Raw genomic sequence first — 21698 nt, 5'->3', positions numbered from 1 at the left:
GCATGTGCAGGTCAGGACCGGCGGCAAGCGCAAGCTGTCCTCGAAGCTCTGGCTGGAGCGCCAGCTCAACGATCCCTATGTCGCGCAGGCCAAGCGTGACGGCTACCGCTCGCGCGCGGCATACAAGCTGCTCGAGATCGACGACAAATATCACGTCTTGAAGCCGGGCATGACCGTGGTCGATCTCGGTGCCGCCCCCGGCGGCTGGAGCCAGATCGCGGCGAAGCGGGTCGGCGCCGATGCCGGCCGCGGCCGTGTGATCGCGATCGACCTTTTGGAGATGGGTGAGATTCCGGGTGTCACCTTCACCCAGCTCGATTTCCACGCCAGTGACGCGCCGGACAAGCTCATGGCGATGCTTGGCGGCCGCGCCGACGTGGTCATGTCGGACATGGCGGCCAACACCACCGGCCATCGCAAGACCGATCAGCTCCGCATCGTCGGCCTGGTCGAGCTCGCGGCGCATTTCGCCGGCGAGGTGCTCAAGCCCGGCGGGGCTTTCGTTGCCAAGACTTTCCAGAGCGGTGCCGATGCAGACCTGCTGGCACAGCTCAAGCGCGATTTTGCCAGCGTCCGCCACGTCAAGCCGGCAGCGAGCCGGCAGGATTCCTCCGAGCGCTACGTGCTCGCCTTGGGATTCAGAGGCGGTCAGGCGGCCGACGTCGAGTAGCGGCCTGGTTGCGGCCGATTCGGCGAGGCAGTCGAGCCGCCAAAATCCGAAGGGGATGCTCCGGAACATGCGGCGACAGCAGGAGAGTTCCTATCAGCACCAACATCAATGCAAGCTTCGGTTCGATCATGGCGGGAAACCGTGTTGGATTGTGACCTGATTAATTTGCCCTTCCGGCTCTCGCCGTGTGTTGATACAGCTCAACAATCGCTCGGCGTTCGTCACGCAAGGACGCTGAGCGGGCCATGACTTTTCTTGATCCAAAGCAAAGTGCCAAGTCGATCTTGCCGGCTTGTCTTTTGACGACCGCTACCACGGAGATACCGATGCGCGTTCTGGCTTGGAGCATCCTCGTGTGCGCCACCATCCTGTCCATTCCGGCCAAAGCTCAGACTTATGATCCTCGCTTTCCCGTGTGCATGAAACTTTATGCCGGGCCGCTCGGCGGCGGCGAATGGATCGACTGCAGCTACACGTCGCTGCCGCAGTGTCAGGCCACGGCCTCGGGCCGTCCGGCGATGTGCGTGATCAATCCTTGGTTTCCGCCGGCGCCGCCGCCCGAATGGGCCGGTCGCAGGCATCGCCGCGCCTACTGAGGACGTGAATTCGGCGTTCTCGCCTTCTTCACGTGTTGATACAGGTCAACGGTTGCCGACGAGTGCTGCGACGGAGGTTCTGATGCGTGTCCTGGCCTGGAGCATTCTGATGCTCGCAATCTCGTCTCTTCCAGCGAAGGCCCAGACCTACGACCCTCGTGTCCCCGTGTGCATGAAGGTCTATGACGGGTCCGACGACGGCGGCGGCGAATGGATCGACTGCAGCTACACGTCGCTGCCGCAGTGCCGGGCTTCGGCCTCGGGCCGCGCTGCGATGTGCGTGATCAATCCATATTTTGTGGAAGCGCCGCTGCCGGCGCGCTCGCAGCATCGCCGGCATCGGCACGCTTACTGACCATCGACCTGTTTGTGCCACGTTTCCGTTTGTTTCGGGGCGGACGCGTGGGACTGGCGAGATGCGCGAGCGCAACGGTGTCCCGCAATTTGGTGACTGTTCGTTTCTCGGACTGAGGTGCGCTTCGATTTGAATCGATTTCGGGCCGCCGGCCCGCTATGATGCGCGCATGTCGCGCTTCATCACTGTCTTCAGTGCTCTTCTTGTTGTCCTGCTGCCGGCCATCGCCTTCGCCGCCTCGGCACATAAGAAACCGCAACGCTGGCATGGCTATGGTTTCCTGCCCGGCTACCACCAGCCGCCGAACAATAGCCTTCCGCTCTATGCCGACAAGGACGCGCTGCGCGAGGGGCCGAAGCGCCGGCATTGGTACATCGATCCCACGCCGCGCTACTATCTCTACAATGGCGAGTGGCACTATTTCGGCCGTCCCGGCTTCTACCGCGGCCACTATAATGGTGGCAGCTTCGGCCCGTGCTGGACGCGCACGCCGATCGGCCTGGTCTGGAATTGCGGCTGACCAATTCGAGCGGCTGCATCGTCATCTTGCGATGATGCCGGCCTCAGCCCTGCGCTTCCTCAATCTTGTCGAGCACCCGTTCAGGCGCGATATCGCGCGAGGCTTCGCGCAGCGCCGCCTGCGCATCGGGCTCGATCCCGAGTCGGGATGCCATTTGATTCAGGAGCGTCACCACCTGGGTCAGTTCGTTTTCGGTCAGGAGACTGATCTGCAGATCGAGGTCGGCCCGCTTGTCCGCCTCGGCCGCCATGCGATTCTGTGAGATCAACACGAAAGTCGACAGGAAGATCGCCTCCACCGAGGCGACCATGGCGAGTATCACGAAGCTTTCATCCCACGCCGGCACGCCTGGAACGAGATGCACATTCGCCACGATCCAGAAACCGAACACGAAGAGGTGCAGATAGACGAACGGCATCGAGCCCGTGAAGCGCGTGATCGCGTCGGCGAGCTTCTGTTCGGTGTTCGCCTCAGCTTCCTTACGTTTCCGCCGGTCGACGAGGGCCTTGATGTTCCGCTCCAAGGCCGGTGTCAGACCTTGGCTCGGAGCGGTGTCCGGAGCAAGTTCTCTGGTCATCGAGAGGGCAACGGTGTCTGCCGCGAACCGTTCCCGTGGCGAGTTTGCCGCCTTCTTACAGCTTCAAGCCTCGATCGCCGCCCTGATGCGCTGACGTGTCAATGGGAGATCCCGCAGCCGCTTGCCGATCGCATTGGTGACGGCATTTGCGATCGAGGCGGCAGCGGGGCCCTGGGCGGTTTCACCGCTTCCGAGGAACGGCTCGCCCGGGCGATCGATCAGGTGGACGTCGATCGTGTCGGGGACAGCACTGAAGCGCAGGATCGGGTAGGTCTGCCAGTCGATGCTGGTGATCCTGGTGTCGTCGAAGGTGACGCTCTCATAGAGCGTCCAGCTTGACGATTGCACGATCGCGCCTTCGATCTGGTTGATCAGCCCGTTCGGATTGACGATCTGGCCGGCATCGACCGCTGCGACCGCGCGCACCAGGCGCGCGCGGCCGGTGTCGCTGATCACTTCGATCTCGGAGGCGATCGCGCAGTAGGCAGCGAGATTCTTGTAGCGGGCGAAGGCAAAGCCGTAGCCGCGGCCGGCAGGCGGCTTTTGATCCTGGGCCCAGCCGAAAGCTTCAGCCGCCTTCTGCACCACGTCCCGTGCGCGCTGATCCTTCAGATGCGCCAGCCGGAATTCGACAGGATCTTTCCCGGCCAGCGCGGCGAGCTCATCCATGAAGCTCTCGATCGAAAACACGTTGTGATAGGCGCCGAGCGAGCGCATCGCGGAGATCCGCAGGGGCATCTGGCTGATGAAGTGATGCACCACTTTCGCGTTGGGGAATGCATAAATCGGGATCGCGTTGCGGTCGCCGCCGCCCTCCGGCAGGGGAAGCGGCTTCGGCGCAGGTTCTGCGACCGGCTCCGCCTTGTGCTGGGCGGCGAGCAGGCAGCCGGCACCGCCGGGACGCATGGAATGGGTATTGCTCCAGACCTCGAAGTGCCAATCTGCAATCCGGCCCTCGGCATCAAGCGAGGCCTTCGCTTGCGTCAGCATGGCCGGGCCGAACGGCTCCCAGGCATGCTCCTGCTCGCGCATCCATTGCACCCGGATCGGCCGTCCAGGAATGAGGCTCGCGATCAGCGCGGCATCGGCGGCCGCATCGTCGGCGCCATTGTGGCCGTAACAGCCGGAGCCTTCGACATGGATCACGCGCACGCTGTCGGACGCGAGCTGCAGCATCTCGGCAATGGCCTGGCGGTCGGGATAGACGCCTTGCGTATGGCTCCAGACCGTCATCGCGCCGTCCACCAGCTGCGCGACAGCGCATGACGGGCCGATCGAGCCATGGGCCTGATAGGGCCGCGTGTAGGTCGCCTCGATCGACCGGAGGCCCGAGACCGACGGATCGCTGACATTGAGGATCGTCATGTCCCGCGATGGCAGATTGGTCAGCAGCTCGCGCACGCCGCGTTCGGCCGGCAGCTGCGGGTGCTCCTGCCATTTGGCGGCCGCGGCAAGGGCGAGCATCGCCTTGATCGCCTGGAATTCCTTCTCGGCCACGACGGCAAGGAAGTTGCCGTTGCGGACCACCTTCACGACGCCCGGCATCTTCTCGATAGCGGCGCCGTCCACGTCCGTCAGCGTCGCGCCATAGCTCGGCGGTCGCACGATCCGCGCGTGCAGCATGCCGGGCAGCCGCATGTCCTGCACATAGGCGGCGCCACCGGTGACCTTGGCAGGGATATCGACCCGCGGGATCGGGCGTCCCATCACCTTGAAGCTTGCGGGGTCCTTCAGTTTCGAGCTCGGCTGGGCCTCGACATGCAGAATGTCCGCGGCGATCAGCTCGCCATAGCCGAGGCGCGTGCCATCAGGCGCGATCACCGCGCCGTTCTCAGCCCGCAGGCTGTCAGCCGGCTGGTTGAGGCGTTGAGCGGCCTGCGCGATCAACAGCTCGCGCGCTTGAGCCGCGGCATGACGAATGGCGGTGCCGCTGTCCTGCATCGAATGGCTGCCGGAGGTATAGCCCTCGTTCGCCGTGCGCTTGGTATCGGCCGTGACGAGCTCGACGGCCTCGAACGACACGTCGAGCTCTTCGGCAGCGATCTGCTGGAGAGCGGTCTTGATGCCCTGGCCGAGCTCGGCCTTGCCGGTGAACACGGTGATGCGGCCGTCGGCATCGATCCTGATCCAGGAGTCGAGATAGGGCGTTGTCGCCAGGCTACCCGGTCGCTTCGCCGGGCTCGCGGCCTCCTGGGCCGCTGCTCCGCGCAGCGAGAAGCCGACGATGAGGGCGCCGCCGCCGAGCAGCACCTGCCTGCGATCGAGGGTGAAAGCGGCGATCATAGCGTCCCTCCCTGATCGCCGGCGTCAGCCCTGGTCATCATCTCGGCGGCGCGATGGACCGCGCGCAGGATGCGCATATGGGTGCCGCAGCGGCACAGATGCGGGGCCAGCTCGGCACGGATCTGCTGGTCCGTCGGATTGGGATTACGCTGCAGCAGCGCCTGGGCTCGCATCATCATGCCGGGAATGCAGTAGCCGCACTGCGCCGACTGCTCGGCCATGAAGGCGCGCTGGATCGGCGCCGGCTTCTCGATCGTGCCCAGACCTTCCAAGGTCGTGATCTCTTTGTCCTTCAACAGCAGGATCGGCGTGACGCAGGAGAACACGGCATTGCCGTCGACGATCACCGTGCAGGCGCCGCATTGCCCCAGGCCGCAGCCATACTTCGCTGCGTTCAATTTGATGTCGTCGCGCAGCACGTAGAGCAGCGGCGTGTCGGGCTCGGCATCGACCTGATGGTCCTGGCCGTTGATCTTCAAGCTCATCATGGTTGGCCTCGCGGCGAGGTATGGATGGCGATGTTCGGCGGCTCCGCCGCGGTCTGCAGGAACGCGGCCTGCGCTTGCCGCGCGTCCGCAACGGTCTGCGCGATATTGCTCCAGGGCGGCTGCTTGCTGAATGTGGCCCGGAGATAGTTCAGCAGCGCGGTCACTTGCGCGTCGGTCATGCTGGCGGCAAAGCCGGGCATGATCGGGCTGCGCTCGCCGTTGCGCGCCGCCAGGCCATAGAGAATGGTGTTGGCGACGTTACGCGGATCGGGCGCGTTGATGCCGGTGGAGAGGTGCAGATCGACGCCGACATAGGGCAGGGCGCGGCCGGTCTCATGACAGCTCGCGCAGGCCGCCACGTAGATCGCGGCGCCCTCAGTGCTGTCGGGGCCGCTCGCCTTCGGCGCTGACGTCGAGGCCGATGTCTGCGGTGGTCCTGATCGCGGCTTGGCGGCTTCCGCGCGCACCGCCTCGGCGCCCTGAATGCGCCCGGCTGCAGGTGGTCCGAAAATATCGGCAGTGTAGGCCGCGATGGCCCGGACATCGTCGTCATCGACGAGCGACAGATTGTTGACCACCTGCGCCATCGGCCCGCGCGCGACGCCGTGATCCTTCTGCCAGCCGTTGCGTAAGTAGTCGAACAACGCATCCTCCGTCCACGGCACCGGGGCCGGCGATGCTGCATTGAGCGCGTAGGCGACCCAGTTCTCGGCCTGGCCGCCGGCGAAACTGGCCGCCGTCCGCTCGGCGCCGAGCGCATTGCGCGGGGTATGGCACGCGCCGCAATGCGCCAGGCCCTGCACCAGATAAGCGCCGCGGTTCCAGACCGTGCTCTTGGCCGGATCGGGTGTGACCTCATCGCGCTGCAGGAACAACAGCTTCCAACCGGCGATCAGCGGCCGCTGATCATAGGGAAAGGTGAGATGGTTGGCAGGCGCCGGTGCACGCACCGGCCGGCGCGTCATCAGATAGGCGTAGAGCGCGCGATCGTCGGCGTCGGTGACATGGGTGAAATGATCATAGGGAAAGGTCGGATAGAGATGCTGGCCCGCGCGGTCGACGCCCGACTTCATCGCGCGTTGGAAGGCCTGCTCCGACCAGCGGCCGATGCCGGTCTCCGGATCGGGGGTGATGTTGGTGGAAAACACCGTCCCGAACGGGGTGACGACCGGCAGGCCGCCGGCGAATTCCTGGCCGCCGCGCACGGTGTGGCAGTCGGTGCAATTGCCGAGCGCGACCAGCTGGCGGCCGCGCCTGACAAGCTCGGGGTCAAACGATCGTGGGTTCGGTGGCTCGATCGCCGCGATGGCGGGGCGCCACGCCAGCGCTCCCGCCGCCGCGCCGAGGACGATGAGCGCAGCCGCGATGATGAGGCCGATCCGTGCCGAGAGCGTCATATCGGGTCGTTGTTCTTATGTGCGATCGTCCGATAACGGGCCCCGTCTTAGCCGGTTTCTCCGGCGTCATCTACTCACCACTTATTGACGGTTCCGCAGACCGCTGTGCGGAATAACGTGGATTGAGCAGCGTTGCTGCGAGCGAGCCCGCAAAACGCGTCGACGCCAATGCAATCAGCGCGCTGGCGCCGCCATCGGGGAGTTGTATGCTCGCCGGCACCGCCAAAACGGCCCGGGAGCTGATCTCAGGAGCCATAATCGAGAAGGAGGAAACATGACGACGCGACGTGATTTCATCAAGACCGCCGCCGCCGGTGTCGGCGCCGCGACGCTCGGGACCACCGGTGCTGCGACGGACGCCGCGCCGGCCGCAGGTCCGCAGCAGATGCCGCGCGGGCTGACGCTGCTGTCCATGGTCCAGTCCGACGGCAGCGAGACGCTCGGCGTCAAGCTGCCGAACGGCATTCTCGACGTTGCGGCGGCGGGAAAAGCGCTCAACATGGCCGCCCCGGCCACGCTGGACGCGCTGCTCGTCTCCGGCAGTGCGCAGCTCGATCAGCTGATTGCCGCCGCCCGGGATCGCAAGGAATTCGTCAAGGACGAGGCCTCGATCAAGTTCGGCCGCCTGTTCACCGATCCGGCCAAGATCGTCTGCGTCGGGCTGAATTACAAGGCGCATGCCGAGGAGGCCGGCGAGAAGCTGCCGAAGCAGCCGATCCTGTTCAACAAGTACAACAACACGCTGGCGCCGCACCGCACCACGATCAAGCTGCCGCCGCGCGAGGTGTCCTACAAGTTCGACTATGAGACCGAGCTTCTGGTCGTGATCGGCAAGACCGCGCGCAACGTCTCCGAGGCCGAGGCGCTCGACTATATCGCGGGCTACGCCATCGGGCACGATTTCTCGGCGCGCGACCTGCAGCTCGAGACCGGCGGGCAGTGGATGGTCGGCAAGACCCTGGACGGCTTTGCGCCGATCGGACCTTATTTCGTCTCGGCCGATCAGGTGGATCCGAACAATCTGACGATCGAAACCTACGTCAATGACGAGGAGCGGCCGCGGCAGTCATCCCACACCTCGAAGTTCATCTTCAACCCGCAGAAAGTGATTTCCTACACCTCGCGGCTGTTCGCGCTGGAGCCGGGCGACATCATCTTCACCGGCACGCCCGAAGGCGTCATCGTCGGCATGCCCAAGGAGAAGCAGGTCTGGCTCAAGGCTGGCGACCGGATCACGAGCCGCATCGAGAAGCTCGGTACCCTGCAATTCGATCTGGCGTGAGGTCACACTGCTGTGCGCGAGGCCGGCACGCGCAACGCCGGCCTCGCGCGCACCCTCGAGTGGCGATTGCGCGAGTTCGACCGGGTTGTCTCGCAGGAGATCAGCCGACGGTGTTGCCGTGCGTTCACAGCTCGACCCGTTCCCTCCGGTAGCCCAAGCCGATGAGACGCGCCGGAATGCGCGCGAGCGCCGGGAAACGCGCGATCAGTCGCAGCGGCAAGGGCGGCTCGGGCGGCTTCGCGCTGCCGAGCACGCCGGAGATGACGCGCTTCTGGATCTGCACCTGCAGCCATTGCACGAGTTGCGTCGGGCGCAGCCGCCGCGCCTGCACCGCCGCAAGGTCGGCCTCGCTGACCTTGCCCTCCTTTAACGGCCGCGCCAGCAGGTTCGCGGCCGCTACCGCATCCTGGATCGCGAGATTGATGCCGACGCCGCCGACCGGCGACATCGTGTGCGCGGAATCGCCGATGCACAGCACGCCCGGACGATGCCAGCTGGTCAACCGGTCGACGCCCACAGTCAGCAGACGGAAATCATCGAAACTCGTGATCTCATGCGTACGGTCTGCCAGGAACGGCGTGAGCCTCGCGATGGCGTCGCGGACGCTGTCGAGCCCGAGCCGCTTGATCTGTTCCAGCGTGCCCTTGGCGATGACGAAGCCGCATTGCCAATAGTCGCCGCGGTTGATGCCGACCAGGATGTGCCCGGCGCCGAAGCTGCCGACCAGATCGTTCGGGTCGGTCGGCTTGCGCGACAGCCGAAACCACAGCACATCCATCGGCGCGCCGATATCCTCGACCGGCAAGTTCGTCTGCTGCCGCACCATGGAATGGCGGCCGTCGCAACCCAGCACGAGGTCGCTCGTCACCTGCAGCGGTCCCGCCGCGGTCTTTGCCTCGACCCCGATCACCTTGCCATCGGCGCGGCGCAACGCGGTTGCCTCGGCCTGCATCATCAGCTCGAAGCTCGGATAGCGGCGCGCGTGGGCGGCGAGGAAGTCGAGGAAGTCCCATTGCGGCATCAACGCCACAAACTTCGCGCGGGTCGGCAGATGGGTGAAATCGGCGAACGTCGCCTCGAGATCGCCAAAACGGCCACGCAGCCGCGTCACTTCGGTATGGGGACGTTGCCGAAATTCCTCGTACAGACCGAGCTCGTCGAGGATTTCCAGGGTCGAGGGGTGCACGGTGTCGCCGCGGAAATCACGCAGGAAATCGGCATGTTTTTCCAGGACGAGCGTCGACACGCCGACGCGCGCCAGGAGCAAGCCAGCCATCATTCCGGCCGGACCGCCGCCGACGATGCAGCAGGTGACGCGGCGGGTGTTTTGGGGGTCGATCGCCATGAGTATCGTCCGGTGCTGTATCGTCCGGTGCTGTATCGTCCGGTGCTCGAATCCGTCGGTGCTGTAAACCATTCGCCCCGGTGCGGTTCCTGCCAATTTGCAAATTAGCTCGGAATTGGTTTGTAGTCTCGGCAGATCGTAGCGCGGACAATAAGGCAGGGCGCGACGCATCCCTGTGGCATTACTCCGAAGCAGCTTCCGATCAATGGGATGTGAAGGAATAACGAAAGCAGCTCGACCTGAGATCGTGCCGTCAATTTGTCGCGACCACCGGACCGAAAGCGGATATGGTGGAGCTTGCCGCGTACGACCGGCGCGGATTGTTCATGGGAGGACTCGTCGTGATCAGTCTCGATCGTCGTCACGTCCTGGTCGGACTCGGTGCGGGCCTCATCGCAGCGCGTTCGGCGCATGCGCAATCCGTCTCCGCCGACATCGCGCAACGTCTCAGCGAGGCCGAGCAGGCCGGCCGCGTGTTCGGCCTGCATGCATTGCTGGTGAGCCAGGGCGGCAAACTTCTCGTCGAGCATTATGAGAAAGGCAATGACGAGGCCCGCGGCCGGCCGCTCGGTGAGGTCGCGTTTGCACCCAACGTGCTGCACGACCTGCGCTCGGTATCCAAGAGCATTGTCGGGCTCGCTTATGGGATCGCGCTTGCGGAAGGCAAGGTGCCGCCGCCGGAAGCCAAGCTCTACGAACAGTTTCCGGAATATTCCGACCTCGCCAGCCAGCCCGGCCGCGATCGCCTGACCATCCACAACGTGCTCAGCATGACGCTCGGATTCGAATGGGACGAAATCTCGATTCCGTATGGCAGTCCGGCCAACAGTGAGAACGCCATGGACGACGCGCCTGATCGATTCCGATTCATCCTCGAACGTCCTGTCGTCAGTGAGCCCGGTGCGAAATGGATCTATTGCGGTGGTGCCACCGCGCTGCTTGGCCGGTTGATCGCGAAGGGCACCGGCGACGAACTGCCTGCCTATTGCAAGCGCGTACTGTTCGATCCGCTGCAATTCGGCGCGTTCGAGTGGCATCGCGACCAGCACGGTGATCCGATCGCGGCTTCAGGCTTGCGGCTGCTGCCACCCGACCTCCTGAAGATCGGACAGATGATGCTCGCCGGCGGCACGTGGAACGGCCACCAGATCGTCCCATCGGAGTGGGTCAAGCGCGTCGCGACACCAACGGTCACGATCGACGGCGATTTCAAATATGGCTATCACTGGTACGTCGGCACGCGTCCGGACGGCGCGCCATCGGATCCGCCGCGCTTCATCGCCGGCATCGGCTGGGGCGGCCAGCGCCTGCACGTCGTTCCCGGCCGCGATGTCGTCGTGGTGATCCACTGCGGCAACTATGGCCGAGCGAACGGCGAGCAGCGCGGCGTGATCAACGCGGTCCTGACCGAAGTCGTGCTGCCGAGCTTCGTGTCGCGAATGTAGGGACCTGTCGCAATGGCTGACATCATCCATCCCTTTTACGAGGCACATCGCGGTGCAATGGAGGCGGCCATGCGCCATCGCCTCGAGCTTGCCGAAGCGATGCTGCGCGAGCGCGCGAATCTGTCCGATCTTGATGGGATCGGGCAGGAGGTGATGGACGAATTCGACATTGTGCTCACCCAGATGCCCTATGTCGGCGGCGCGGAAAATCGCATGAGCGATTTCTTCATGCGTCTGATGGGATTCATGGCCATCAGCCGCGTGCTCTACCGACACGGCGTGCCGTCGCCCGTGATCGGCGAAATCGAGCGAGAGACCTATAAGGCGCAATTGCTTACCATGCCCGAAGCGGAGCGCCTCGCCGCGGGGAATCAATTCATGTCGTCCCAGAACCAGGCCTTGCTGCGCGAGCAGGCGGCAAGAAGCGCGACCGAAGCCCATCGCCAAGAGTTCCCGGACGATTTCGTCTACGATTTCGTCGAGCCGAGCCCGGGCGACAACTTCGAATTCGGCATCAACTACAAGGCTTGCGGCTTTTGCAAATTCGCGGCTCGCCACGGCGACAAGGAAATCCTGCCGAACATTTGCGGGCTTGATTTCGACGCCTATGCCACGCGAGGCATCCACCTGGAACGGACGCAAACCTTGGCTGGCGGCGCCAGCCACTGCAATTTCCGATTCTCGCGGCTGCCGCCGGAGTAGGGCGACGGACGTTTCTTGCTTTGACGATATCCGGGCGGGGAAATGATGAAGTCACTTTCCTATTTGATGTCTGCGCTGGTCTGCCTATCCCTTTCGTTCCCCGTTCGAGCGGCCGTCGACGTACCGCTATCTTCGGACACGTTGCCTCGGCATCCGTTTCTGGGTGTCACAGCCGAGCCTGCGCCCGGCCATCACGTCCGGGTTGCAGGCCTGTATCCCGACAGCAGCGCGGCACGCTCAGAATTGAAGCCGGGCGATATTCTGGTCTCAGTCAACGGCGCAGCTATCGACTCCGTCAGCACATTCGTCGCCAGGGTCCGATCCTTCAAGCTGGGGGACCGCGTTATCTGCCACGTCCAGCGCGGCATAAACGAGATGGATATCGAGATCACTCTGGGCGAGGCCCCTCGGGAGCAGCCTAACGACATTCAGGTCACATATGACACGGTGCGGGCGGGCGAAGCGACTTTGCGAAGCCTGATCACAATGCCGACGGATGGCAGGAGCAAGCGGCCTGCAGTTCTTTTCGTGCAAGGAATTGGCTGCCTCTCGATCGAGGCGCCACTGGCAACGCCGAATCTTACCCGGGACTTCGCTTACCGGCTGACCCGTTCAGGGTTTGTCGTCATGCGCACCGAAAAGAGCGGCGTTGGGGATAGTCTCGGGAGGCCGTGCCGCGACGTTGGCTTTCACGAAGAGGTCGCTATGTTCACGAGCGCCTTGCGAAAGCTCAAGTCTTACGATTACGTCGACAAGGACAATGTGTTCATCTTCGGCCATAGCGCAGGCGGTTGGATCGGCCCGCTGGTCGCGATGCAAGAGCCGGTCAAAGGCATTGCGGTGTATGGCACGGTTGTACGACCGTTCATGGAATATCTGATCGAGAATAGGCGACGAAACGTGTGGCTCAGGACCCATCCCGACCTTGCGGAGCTCGAAGACGAGCAACGTCAATACGCCAGCCTTCTCCACTACGTATTGATCGAGAGACTCTCGGCTGCGGAGGCTATCGCCAAACATCCCGAACTCACGCCAGTGACAAAGAAGGTCTTTCTCCAGGACTTTGATCACCTCTTCGATGAGCGGTCATTGCAATATTATCGGGAGCTGAACGACGAGAATGTCGCGCGGAGCTGGGCCTCTCTAAACCTTCCGGTGTTGGCGATGATTGGAGAATTCGATATCCGAACAACTCAATTCGACCACGAATATCTCGCGGCGATCGTCAACGCGCAGCATCCGGGCAGGGCAAGTTGGCAGGTGGTTCCAAAACTCGACCACGGATTTGTTGCGCATCAATCGCTCGATGATGGCGTCGCGAACGAGTTCGTCGGTCCATTCGGCGAGCAGGTTGTTGAGCGGACCGTGACGTGGATGGAAGCTCAGAGCGCCGCGAAAAAGGCTCTACCCTCTTCCGCAGTTGACCAGTAGTCGAAATTCCGGGCGTTTTGCCCCCCAATGCTTCTTACCTGGTTCACTGCCACGTCCGGAAATGGCCCATTAGCGAAGTGGCGCGCCGCCGCTTTGAGGTCCGCTCTGAGGTGGTCAGCGGACCGGAATTGCTCGGGCCGAGTGTTTCACATTCTGACCCGAAGCCGGCCTTTGCTCTGAAAAGTTTGGCATTCACAACCATCTATAAAGTGTGGGCGTGCGACGGTGACCGCACGGCGAATGGAGAGGCGAATGCTCTGCTTCGAGGTTTGGAGAAATGGTGAGAAACTGACGACGGCTGGCGTCCGTGAAACAGGCGTTCTGTCCGTCATTTTGAGCTGGGCTGGCAAAGAGCCAGATGCTTCATCAGTCGCAGCTTCGTCAGCGGGAGCCATACCAGGGATTAGTTGTGCCGTGGGCGGCATCGAAGGCGTCACCTTGATCGACTGGTGTGACACGGATCAGTTCAAGATCGGCGATGAACTGCGGGTACGTCTAATCTCGTCCGATCACGCCGATCCGCCAATTCGCTCCCAAACACCTCCGCGCGGTAACCCGGATTGGATCAGAAAACATCGTCCGGAATGATTTCTGGTGTTGGCCCATTCCGGCCCTCCCGGATAGCGCTCAGGATGTCCGCTCTCGGAGCATGACCGGAAGTCTGCAATCCGGGACCCATTAGTCGCTTGTGACCCACACCTGCCATTGTCCGACATCGGCTCGAGCTATATAGGTTTGGCATGATCATCCGCTCGGAAAACCCAGCAGACACATCGGCAATTGCATCAGTCGTGACAGCAGCGTTTAGCGATGCAGCGCGCAGCGATGGCAATGAGGCGGATATCGTGGATGCGCTTCGGGCAGATGGTGATTTGACGGTTTCCCTGGTCGCGGAGGACGAGGGGAGGATTGTTGGCCATGTGGCATTCTCGCCGGTTACCGTGAACTCACAAGACGTCGGATGGTTTGGCCTTGGGCCTGTTGCCGTACTCGCAGGAAAGCGTCGCCGCGGGATCGGAGCGGCTCTTATCAAGGCCGGACTGGATCGCTTAGAGCAACGTAAAGCGCGAGGATGTGTCGTCCTCGGTGATCCTGCCTATTACCGCCGGTTTGGATTTCAAAGCGATCCTGGGCTTCGCTTCGGCACCATGTCTTCAGAGCATTTCCAACGGCTAATCATCCGGGGTGCCCCGCTCCGGGGCGTGGTGGACTATCACCCGGCATTCTCCGCGAGCTGATAGCAGCTTCTGGCCCATTCCGACCTTTCCGGACGGCGCTGAGGATGTCCGCTCTCGGAGCATGACCAGAAGTCTGCAATCCGCAAACCGCTAGGCCGCTTGTGACCCATTTCCGACATTGATCGTGTTACAATGGCAAGATGATCGTCCCACCTCTCCGAGTTGCTCACGATAGTGGCTTTCCGCCCTTTGCCGAGGTCAAAGACGGCAAATCGGAAGGACTGGCCGTGGATATCTTTCGCGCGGCCGCCGCGCGGGTGGGCATCGATGTGGAATTCGTGCCCGTATCGTTCGAGCAGAGACAGCTCACCTTGGCTGATGGACGCGCTGATGCATACTTGCCTCTCTCCATCACGCCGGAACGTCTGCAATCATTCGATTTCAGCGACGTGTTGATCGTCACGGGCGGCTCTCTGTTTGTGCGCGCCTCCGATGTCCTTCCTGAGAGCCTTGCCGAGCTGGCTGAGAAGATAGTGGTAACGCCGCGAACCGGCCCGATCGCGCCCTTCATTCAGAAGACAGCGCCAACAATAAAGTTGGTGGTCACCACAGACTACGAAGACAGCCTAGGCCGTCTCGTTCGTGGTGAGGCTGTTGCTGCGCCGCCGAGCTATCACGTGGGCTCGCGCATTGCTGATCGGATTTTTCCGGGCCAAGTTCTCAGGTCGCCTGACATGTTTCTAGAGCTGCCGCTCGCAGTTGCCGTGCCAAAAGGCAAGCAAACCGAACTGCTCACGCGTTTGAACGCTGGAATTGCTTCGATACGCGGAGACGGTACTTGGCAGAAGATCAATGAGGACTGGCGAACGAAATAGCCTCTACGTGAATGTCGGCTCCTGGCCCCAAGGCGATCAAACAATCGAAGACGCCGGCTTCCGTTCTTCAGGAGCAGGCGGACGCCGGTCCAGTGGCGGTTCGAGAGCGCGCCCGCGACAAAATTCATCCAGATCGCGTGCGCCAAAACACGAAGTTCACTTGCGAATTCAATGCGACTCGGCGTGTCCAGTCCTGTCGCGAAAAATTTCCTTGTTTCGTTTTTCCAGAAATTGTGGTTGTCTGACGACATCCCGCCTCATCACGGAGGGGCGTTGCGCGCGATCGTCACGACACGCGAGGCGGGGAGGCGGTGGCCGCGAAACATCGGGAGCGCTCGCTGGGCGCGGACGGACGGTGGTTGCGGACGGTGAAGCCGCGTGGTCCTGGCGCCTCGGTGCTGGCGCTAAGTTCGCGACGATGCAACTCGACATCGCTTTGCGGTGCGAGGGCATCGCGCGGATGACGGGGGCAAGACAGCCGATCCCCGGGGAGAGCGCGGAGTAAGCCGTAAGCCCATCGCGCAGGGAATGCCGGATGTTCGGCTGCACCTGTGGTGACTGCCGCCTGCTTTTCTTCTGCAGGCGGGCCGCGGGTGAGGCCTTCACCCGGCATTCCCTGCGCCCTCTTCGTATTAGAGGGTGTGAGATCGGCAAGACTCGGGCGTGATCACGCCGCGGGATCGCGAACTCATAGCTGCTGTTTGAGACGTACAATGGAAGAACGCCACCTGCGCGCAATGACGTATGGAGACAGCGGCTACGATGTCCGCTGTCATCTCGGGTGTCCGGTTGTCATGCCCGCAGTCTGTTGTGGGGCCTTGCCGCAAGCTCGCCTCCGCGCTCTCACAGCCCTGTCGTGGCCTCGATCTTGAACTGCGCCAGCGCCATCGATGGATCGATCTTCAGGAGCTGCACCAGCTGCAGCGCCGGCACCTTGGCGCGCGGTGTTAGCTTGAGTGTCAGCGTCTGCCGCGGCGTTTCGATGAAGCGGCTGATCGCCTCGATCGCAGCCGCTGCATCAGGATTGCTGGCGGCAAATTGCTGCCCGCTATCCCTGAAGCTGTCGACCAGCGCCTTCTTCGCATCTTCGCGCGTCATCGTGTGCGTGCGCGCATATTGCGCCACCAGGAGGTCGATCGCGCCGAGGTCGCGCAAGGAAAGCTCCAGGCCGCCGGCCTCGATCTGCGTGGCCACTGCAGTCGCCGCTTGGGGGTCGGGCGTGAAGAGCGCGCGGGGAACATGCGCGAGCGAGAGGCTCGCGGAGGCGCCGAGCAGGTTGGCAAGCTCGATCTTGACGGGCGAGAGGGCCACGCTGCTGGAGGCCTCGGTCCAGCCGACGCCGAGATCGGCATCCAGTGCCAGCGTGTCGATGCCGGCCGCGAGCAGCGGCAGCATGGCCGCATTGGACGGATCGACGGGGCCGGCCATCTTGGTCGTGAGGTGCGCCTGGGTCGGGATCGGTCCGACGAACTGGCCCCAGTTCAGCGCGACGTTGTCGATCTTGACCGGCTTGTTCGTGGTCTTGAACGGGGCTTCGAGCGCCTTAAGCTCGACGCCTTGGATGAGCTTCAGTGCGGCCAAAGCCGCGCCGGGCTGCGGCTGCCCCGGCTTGTCGGCAAATTGCGCGCTGAGCCGCATCAGGCCGGCGATATCGAACGCCTTGAGCGCAAAGCGGCCGAGCTTGATCGGTCCTTGCGGAGAGCGCCCGTCGAAGCCTTCCAGTGCGAGGTCGCCCTTGCCGTCGGCGAGGCTGACGCGCAGGGCGGCGAGCTTGAACGGCCCCTCCGGGGTCTCGAGCGCGAGCCCGCGCAGCTCGAGATTGCCGAATTGAAGGCCCTCGTAGAGCGAGGCGACCTTGTCGAGCAGCTCGCGCGACTGCGCCGGCGTCGGCTGCATCCCGGGCTGGGGGATCGCGGCCAGAAGCGCCGGCAATTGCAGCTTCGAGGGCCGCACGCCGACATCGTCCATGCTGATCCCGTCCATCCGCATGCGGACGCCGAGGTCGGAGGTGATCTCGTAGGCGCCAGCCGTTGCCTGCCGATACAGACGATAAATATGGTCGTCCTTGGCTTTGTCCGGATCGAGGATCGCCGCCAATGCGCTCGTATCGATGTCGCTGTGGACGATGTCGACGACGCGGCCGTGCATCTTGCCCGCCTTGCTGTCAGCCTTGCCTGGCGCCGCTGCCGTGGGCGGCAGGTCCATCGTGAACGCCACTTCGTCGAGCTTGTAGCGCGCGATCTTGCCGGCCTTGATGTCGTCGACCATAAAGCCCGAATAAGTGAATTCGCCGCCGCCCGGTGCGGCCGGGTTCGGCGCCATGGTGCCGGTGACCTGCGGCACGGCGATCGAGGCGGCGCTCACGGTCATGAACTGCTCGACCAGCGCGCGGGAGACCTCGACCAGCGATGCCGTCGATGGCGGCCGCTGCAGCCGCGTCGGACCGGAATAGTCTTTCACCACCAGCTGGGGTGCCTTGTAGGTCAGATGCGCGCTCGACGGAGCCGGCAGTTGTGCCTCGACCGTGATGTCCCTCACGTCGATGGTCGCCGCCGAAAAGTGCGCCGGATCACTCTGGCTGACATTGGTCGCCGTCAGATTTCCGATCCTGAGGTTGGCAGGCGATGGCGAGGCCGATTCGGTGGCGACATCGGCAACCGTCAGTGTCCGGCTCCAGATGTCGAAGGCGACCTTGCCGTGCGTGGCCCTCCCGCCGCTCGCGCGAATCTGGTCGAACACGGCGTCAACCTCGGCCGTCGCGCGGTGCTGGACGTACCAGCCGAAACCGAAAAAGCCTGCGATTGCAACTGCAACCACGGCGAGAAGTCCAGCCAAAATCCGTTTCATTCGATGCCCCGCTTACGGTCTAGGCAAAAGCAATGGTCATAGTCTTGGCGGAATGGATCGGGTAGGGATGTGTCTCTGTAGCCTTGAGAAATTGCCGTCCCCGCCTGTCGATCGGCATGGTTTCGGATGTTGCACGAACGCTGTTTCGCGTGCTTCACATGCGTTTCCATTTGCCGGAAAACGCCCTCCTGAACCAAGTTCATGACAGCAATAGTCCGGGGCCGGAAACGCTGGAGCCGTTATGTCGTCCTATTCTGAAGATCTCCATTCCGCAGCACTGGCGTACCATCGGCTGCCTCGCCCGGGCAAGCTGGAGATCCAGGCCACCAAGCCGCTCGCGAACCAGCGCGACCTGGCGCTGGCCTATTCGCCGGGCGTTGCCGCCGCCTGCACCGAGATCGCCAACAATCCGGCGGAAGCGGCCTCGCTGACCGCACGCGCCAATCTGGTCGCGGTGGTCTCGAACGGCACGGCCGTGCTGGGCTTAGGCAATATCGGTCCGCTCGCCTCGAAGCCGGTCATGGAAGGCAAGGCGGTCCTGTTCAAGAAATTTGCCGGCATCGACGTCTTCGACATCGAAATCAATGCCGACACCATCGACCGGGTGGTGGAGACGGTGGCGGCACTGGAGCCGACGTTCGGCGGCATCAACCTGGAGGACATTCGCGGTCCCGAATGTTTCGAGATCGAGGCGCGCCTGAAGGAGCGGATGAAGATCCCGGTCTTTCATGACGACCAGCATGGCACTGCCATCATCGTCGGCGCCGCGATCAAGAACGCGCTCTCGCTCGCCGGCAAGAAGCTCTCGGAGGTCAAGATCGTGACCTCGGGGGCGGGGGCTGCCGCGATCGCCTGCCTCAACCTCCTGGTCTCGATGGGGGCGCAGCGCAAGAATATCTGGGTCTGCGACATCGATGGCGTGGTCCACGAGGGCCGCAACACGCTGATGGACCCTTGGAAGGCGGTCTATGCCCAGAAGACCGACAAGCGCACGCTCGCCGACGTGATCGGCGGCGCCGACATCTTCTTGGGCCTCTCGGCCGGCGGCGTCCTGAAGCAGGACATGGTCAAGCAGATGGCCGACAAGCCGTTGGTGATGGCGCTGGCCAATCCGAACCCCGAGATCATGCCGGAAGAGGCGCGCGCCGCGCGGCCCGACGCGATGATCTGCACCGGGCGTTCGGACTTCCCGAACCAGGTCAACAACGTTCTCTGCTTCCCCTTCATCTTCCGCGGCGCGCTCGATGTCGGCGCCACCGCGATCAATGAAGCGATGAAGCAGGCCGCGGTCGATGCCATCGCGCAACTCGCGCAGGATCCGCCGTCGGATGCGGTCTCGCGCGGCTTCGACACCGGCGAGACGCAAGGCTTCGGGCCGGGCTCGCTGATCCCGTCGCCGTTCGATCCGCGGTTGATCCTGCGCATCGCGCCGGCGGTGGCCAAGGCGGCGATGGACTCCGGCGTCGCGACGCGCCCGATCAAGAATTTCGACGAGTATACCGCACTGCTCGAGCGCTTCGCCTTCCGCTCCGGCCTGATCATGAAGCCGGTGTTCGCGAAAGCGAAAACCCAGCCGGTGCGCGTGATCTATGCCGAGGGGGAGGACGAGCGCGTGCTGCGGGCAACCCAGGTCGTGCTCGAGGAGAAGCTCGCGCGCCCGATCCTGGTCGGACGTCCCTCGGTGGTGGAGGCGCGCATCAAGCGCTTCGGCCTGTCGATCAAAGCGGGCAAGGATTTCGATCTCGTCAATCCCGAAGATGATCCGCGCTATCGCTCCTATGTGCAGACCTATATCGACGTCGCCGGCCGTCGCGGCGTGACGCCGGATGCCGCGCGCACGGTGGTGCGCACCAACGCCACCGTGATCGCGGCGCTTGCGGTGATCCGGGGCGAGGCGGACGCGATGATCTGCGGCGTCGAGGGCCGCTATATGAGCCATCTGCGCCACGTGCGCGAGATCATCGGCTTCATGCCGGGGGTGAGCGATTTCGCGGCGCTGGCTTTGACCATCACCAGCAAGGGCGCCTATTTCATCGCCGACACCCAGGTGCGACCCAACCCCACCGCCGAGGAATTGGCGGAAATGGCCTCGCTCGCGGCCAACCATGTGACGCGCTTCAACATCAAGCCGAAGATCGCCTTTGTCTCACATTCCGATTTCGGCAGCTACGACACCGAGTCCTCGCGCAAGATGCGCCAGGCCACTGCGATCCTGAAGCAGAACCGCCCGGACCTGGAAGCTGACGGCGAGATGCAGGGCGACACTGCGCTGTCGGCCACGGCGCGCAAGCTGATCCTGCCGCATTCCAATCTGGAGGGTGAGGCGAACGTCCTGATCATGCCGAACCTCGACGCCGCCAACGTGGCTTATCAGATGATCAAGGTGCTGGCGGATGCCGTGCCGGTCGGACCGATCCTGATCGGTCCGGCGCGCCCGGCGCACATCCTCACGCCATCGGTGACGGCGCGCGGCATTCTCAACATGACGGCGGTCGCTGCGGTCGAAGCCCAAGAGCGGGCCGGGCGCCAGCAGCCGACGCTGTTTGCGTGATTTGACGACGGTGTGGCGGAATTCGTCCGAGTTCGGTCGCATTCCGCCCGCTATTTGATTGTTTGAAAGACTTGAGGAGAAGCTCCATACTTTCGCCGGTTCCCCGCCAAACTAGCTCATCGTGAGGCCAAGCATGCCAGCATTCATTACGTTCGGGCGCGTCCTGTTCGCCGTGCTGTTCATCTACACGGGCGCGACCAAGCTGTTCGGCATTCAGGCGACGGCCGATTTCATCGCAACCAAGGTGACCATCCCGGAGATTGCAGCACCCTACACGGCGCAGCTCGAGACCCTGACCAAGATGCCGATCGCGCAGCTCTTGGCCATTGCGGTCGGCGCGTTCGAGATCGTGGCGGGGCTGATGATCGCGATCAATTTCCTGCCGCGGTTGTTCTCGCTGTTGATGATCATCTTCGTGGGCGCGACGATCTACTACTTCCACGATTTCTGGAACCAGCCGTCGCCCGACAACGCCAAGACCCTGATCGATGCGCTGAAAAATCTCTCGATCATCGGCGCGCTGTTCATGATCTTCGGCTACGGCCGCGGACCGGCGAAGCCGGCCGAAACGGCCTATGGGGATATCTAGCTCTACAGGTTCCGCCGCCACGCGGTCACGGTCACGTCGAAAGCCGGCTCGAGCACCTCGCTCTCAGTCGGCTGCAGGCCATGAGCGGCGAGCACCTGCTGCGGTGAGCGAGCGGCCGCGACGCCGGGAAAACAGGGCTCGCCGTCCGGCAGGTGCACGTGCGGGGCCTGCGACAGATAGAACGTGTCGTAGCGGTCCAGGAACATGCCGAACACGACCGGCCCGCCGATGATCGCGACCGTGCCGCTCTTGACGCCCGCTGCCTCGGAGGCCGCGTCGAACGGTGCGCCGGCAGGGTTCCACAAGGTCGCCTTGGGGTTGTCAGGATCAGGCGCAAGCGCCTTCACGCCGCGGGTCAGGATGATGCGACTGCGCTTCGGCGAGTTCGGCTGGTCTTCGTAGGAGTTGCGGCCATGCACGATCAGATCGGCACGGTCGAGCGCGGCGCTGAAGAACTTGGCGTCGCCGTCGAATTTGAGGGCGTTGGGCATGACGTTGCGGGCGTCCGCCAGCATGCCCTCAGCCGAGACGATGACATAGCCCTCGATGCGGAGCGGAGCCACGAAC

20 protein-coding genes are annotated in these 21698 nt (G+C 63.4%); 13 read left to right on the top strand and 7 right to left on the bottom strand.

Going from position 1 to position 21698, the window contains the following annotated elements; genetic code table 11:
- The 4 genes from BRAS3843_RS19935 to BRAS3843_RS19920 all read left to right on the top strand — a co-directional run.
- The coding region (locus BRAS3843_RS19935; RefSeq protein ID WP_063710313.1) for an RlmE family RNA methyltransferase at positions 1-670 on the top strand (670 nt) is incomplete at its 5' end.
- 326 nt (positions 671-996) lie between these two features.
- Positions 997-1266 carry a DUF3551 domain-containing protein gene (locus BRAS3843_RS19930; RefSeq protein WP_008970813.1) on the top strand — a complete coding sequence of 90 codons (270 nt, stop codon included), beginning with the start codon at positions 997-999 and terminating at the stop codon, positions 1264-1266.
- 82 nt (positions 1267-1348) lie between these two features.
- Positions 1349-1621 carry a DUF3551 domain-containing protein gene (locus BRAS3843_RS19925; protein ID WP_008970812.1) on the top strand — a complete coding sequence of 91 codons (273 nt, stop codon included), beginning with the start codon at positions 1349-1351 and terminating at the stop codon, positions 1619-1621.
- 169 nt (positions 1622-1790) lie between these two features.
- Positions 1791-2141: a hypothetical protein gene (locus tag BRAS3843_RS19920; protein WP_008970811.1), complete on the top strand. Its 351-nt coding sequence runs from the start codon at positions 1791-1793 to the stop codon at positions 2139-2141.
- A 43-nt stretch (positions 2142-2184) separates the two neighbouring features.
- On the opposite strand, the gene BRAS3843_RS19915 is transcribed toward BRAS3843_RS19920, so the two are convergent.
- The 4 genes from BRAS3843_RS19915 to BRAS3843_RS19900 all read right to left on the bottom strand — a co-directional run bounded on the left by BRAS3843_RS19915 (position 2185) and on the right by BRAS3843_RS19900 (position 6886).
- The gene (locus tag BRAS3843_RS19915; RefSeq protein WP_008970810.1) at positions 2185-2718 is read right to left on the bottom strand and encodes a DUF1003 domain-containing protein; all 534 of its coding nucleotides are present in this window, start codon (positions 2716-2718) and stop codon (positions 2185-2187) included.
- Between the two features lie 63 nt (positions 2719-2781).
- The gene (locus tag BRAS3843_RS19910) at positions 2782-5001 is read right to left on the bottom strand and encodes a molybdopterin cofactor-binding domain-containing protein (protein ID WP_008970809.1); all 2220 of its coding nucleotides are present in this window, start codon (positions 4999-5001) and stop codon (positions 2782-2784) included.
- A complete protein-coding gene (locus BRAS3843_RS19905) occupies positions 4998-5489 on the bottom strand; it encodes a (2Fe-2S)-binding protein (protein ID WP_035982252.1) in 492 nt (163 codons plus the stop codon). The genes BRAS3843_RS19910 and BRAS3843_RS19905 overlap by 4 nt, the downstream gene beginning before the upstream one ends.
- Positions 5486-6886 carry a cytochrome c gene (locus BRAS3843_RS19900; protein ID WP_008970807.1) on the bottom strand — a complete coding sequence of 467 codons (1401 nt, stop codon included), beginning with the start codon at positions 6884-6886 and terminating at the stop codon, positions 5486-5488. Before BRAS3843_RS19900 ends, BRAS3843_RS19905 begins: the two co-directional genes overlap by 4 nt.
- A gap of 274 nt (positions 6887-7160) precedes the next feature.
- Between BRAS3843_RS19900 and BRAS3843_RS19895 the strand changes: the two genes are divergently transcribed.
- On the top strand, positions 7161-8168 hold the full coding sequence (locus BRAS3843_RS19895; RefSeq protein WP_008970806.1) for a fumarylacetoacetate hydrolase family protein: 1008 nt from the start codon (positions 7161-7163) through the stop codon (positions 8166-8168).
- A gap of 124 nt (positions 8169-8292) precedes the next feature.
- Here BRAS3843_RS19895 and BRAS3843_RS19890 read toward each other — a convergent pair whose 3' ends face one another.
- The gene (locus tag BRAS3843_RS19890; protein ID WP_008970805.1) at positions 8293-9513 is read right to left on the bottom strand and encodes an FAD-dependent oxidoreductase; all 1221 of its coding nucleotides are present in this window, start codon (positions 9511-9513) and stop codon (positions 8293-8295) included.
- 326 nt (positions 9514-9839) lie between these two features.
- Between BRAS3843_RS19890 and BRAS3843_RS19885 the strand changes: the two genes are divergently transcribed.
- From BRAS3843_RS19885 to BRAS3843_RS19865, 6 genes are all read left to right on the top strand, one after another.
- Positions 9840-10958, top strand: coding sequence for a serine hydrolase (locus BRAS3843_RS19885; RefSeq protein ID WP_083841400.1), 1119 nt, complete (start codon positions 9840-9842; stop codon positions 10956-10958).
- Between the two features lie 12 nt (positions 10959-10970).
- Positions 10971-11660 (top strand): L-2-amino-thiazoline-4-carboxylic acid hydrolase, encoded by a 690-nt coding sequence (locus BRAS3843_RS19880; RefSeq protein ID WP_008970803.1) that lies wholly within the window; start codon positions 10971-10973, stop codon positions 11658-11660.
- Between the two features lie 45 nt (positions 11661-11705).
- Positions 11706-13091, top strand: coding sequence for a PDZ domain-containing protein (locus BRAS3843_RS19875; RefSeq protein ID WP_008970802.1), 1386 nt, complete (start codon positions 11706-11708; stop codon positions 13089-13091).
- A gap of 252 nt (positions 13092-13343) precedes the next feature.
- A complete protein-coding gene (locus BRAS3843_RS40845) occupies positions 13344-13679 on the top strand; it encodes a hypothetical protein (RefSeq protein ID WP_139024924.1) in 336 nt (111 codons plus the stop codon).
- A 152-nt stretch (positions 13680-13831) separates the two neighbouring features.
- The gene (locus tag BRAS3843_RS19870; protein ID WP_008970800.1) at positions 13832-14329 is read left to right on the top strand and encodes an N-acetyltransferase; all 498 of its coding nucleotides are present in this window, start codon (positions 13832-13834) and stop codon (positions 14327-14329) included.
- A 140-nt stretch (positions 14330-14469) separates the two neighbouring features.
- Positions 14470-15144: a transporter substrate-binding domain-containing protein gene (locus BRAS3843_RS19865; RefSeq protein ID WP_008970799.1), complete on the top strand. Its 675-nt coding sequence runs from the start codon at positions 14470-14472 to the stop codon at positions 15142-15144.
- Between the two features lie 843 nt (positions 15145-15987).
- On the opposite strand, the gene BRAS3843_RS19860 is transcribed toward BRAS3843_RS19865, so the two are convergent.
- Positions 15988-17991 (bottom strand): hypothetical protein, encoded by a 2004-nt coding sequence (locus BRAS3843_RS19860; RefSeq protein WP_008970798.1) that lies wholly within the window; start codon positions 17989-17991, stop codon positions 15988-15990.
- 241 nt (positions 17992-18232) lie between these two features.
- Between BRAS3843_RS19860 and BRAS3843_RS19855 the strand changes: the two genes are divergently transcribed.
- Positions 18233-20542: an NADP-dependent malic enzyme gene (locus BRAS3843_RS19855; RefSeq protein WP_008970796.1), complete on the top strand. Its 2310-nt coding sequence runs from the start codon at positions 18233-18235 to the stop codon at positions 20540-20542.
- 133 nt (positions 20543-20675) lie between these two features.
- On the top strand, positions 20676-21131 hold the full coding sequence (locus BRAS3843_RS19850) for a DoxX family protein (RefSeq protein ID WP_008970795.1): 456 nt from the start codon (positions 20676-20678) through the stop codon (positions 21129-21131).
- 2 nt (positions 21132-21133) lie between these two features.
- On the opposite strand, the gene BRAS3843_RS19845 is transcribed toward BRAS3843_RS19850, so the two are convergent.
- Positions 21134-21694, bottom strand: a complete 561-nt coding sequence (locus BRAS3843_RS19845) for a dihydrofolate reductase (protein WP_008970794.1) — start codon at positions 21692-21694, stop codon at positions 21134-21136.
- Between the last annotated feature and the right edge of the window lie 4 nt (positions 21695-21698).

It is taken from the genome of Bradyrhizobium sp. STM 3843 (assembly GCF_000239815.1).
Taxonomy (GTDB): domain Bacteria; phylum Pseudomonadota; class Alphaproteobacteria; order Rhizobiales; family Xanthobacteraceae; genus Bradyrhizobium.
Note: the sequence above shows the minus strand (reverse complement) of the source record. Positions and strands in the feature narration are given on the sequence as shown.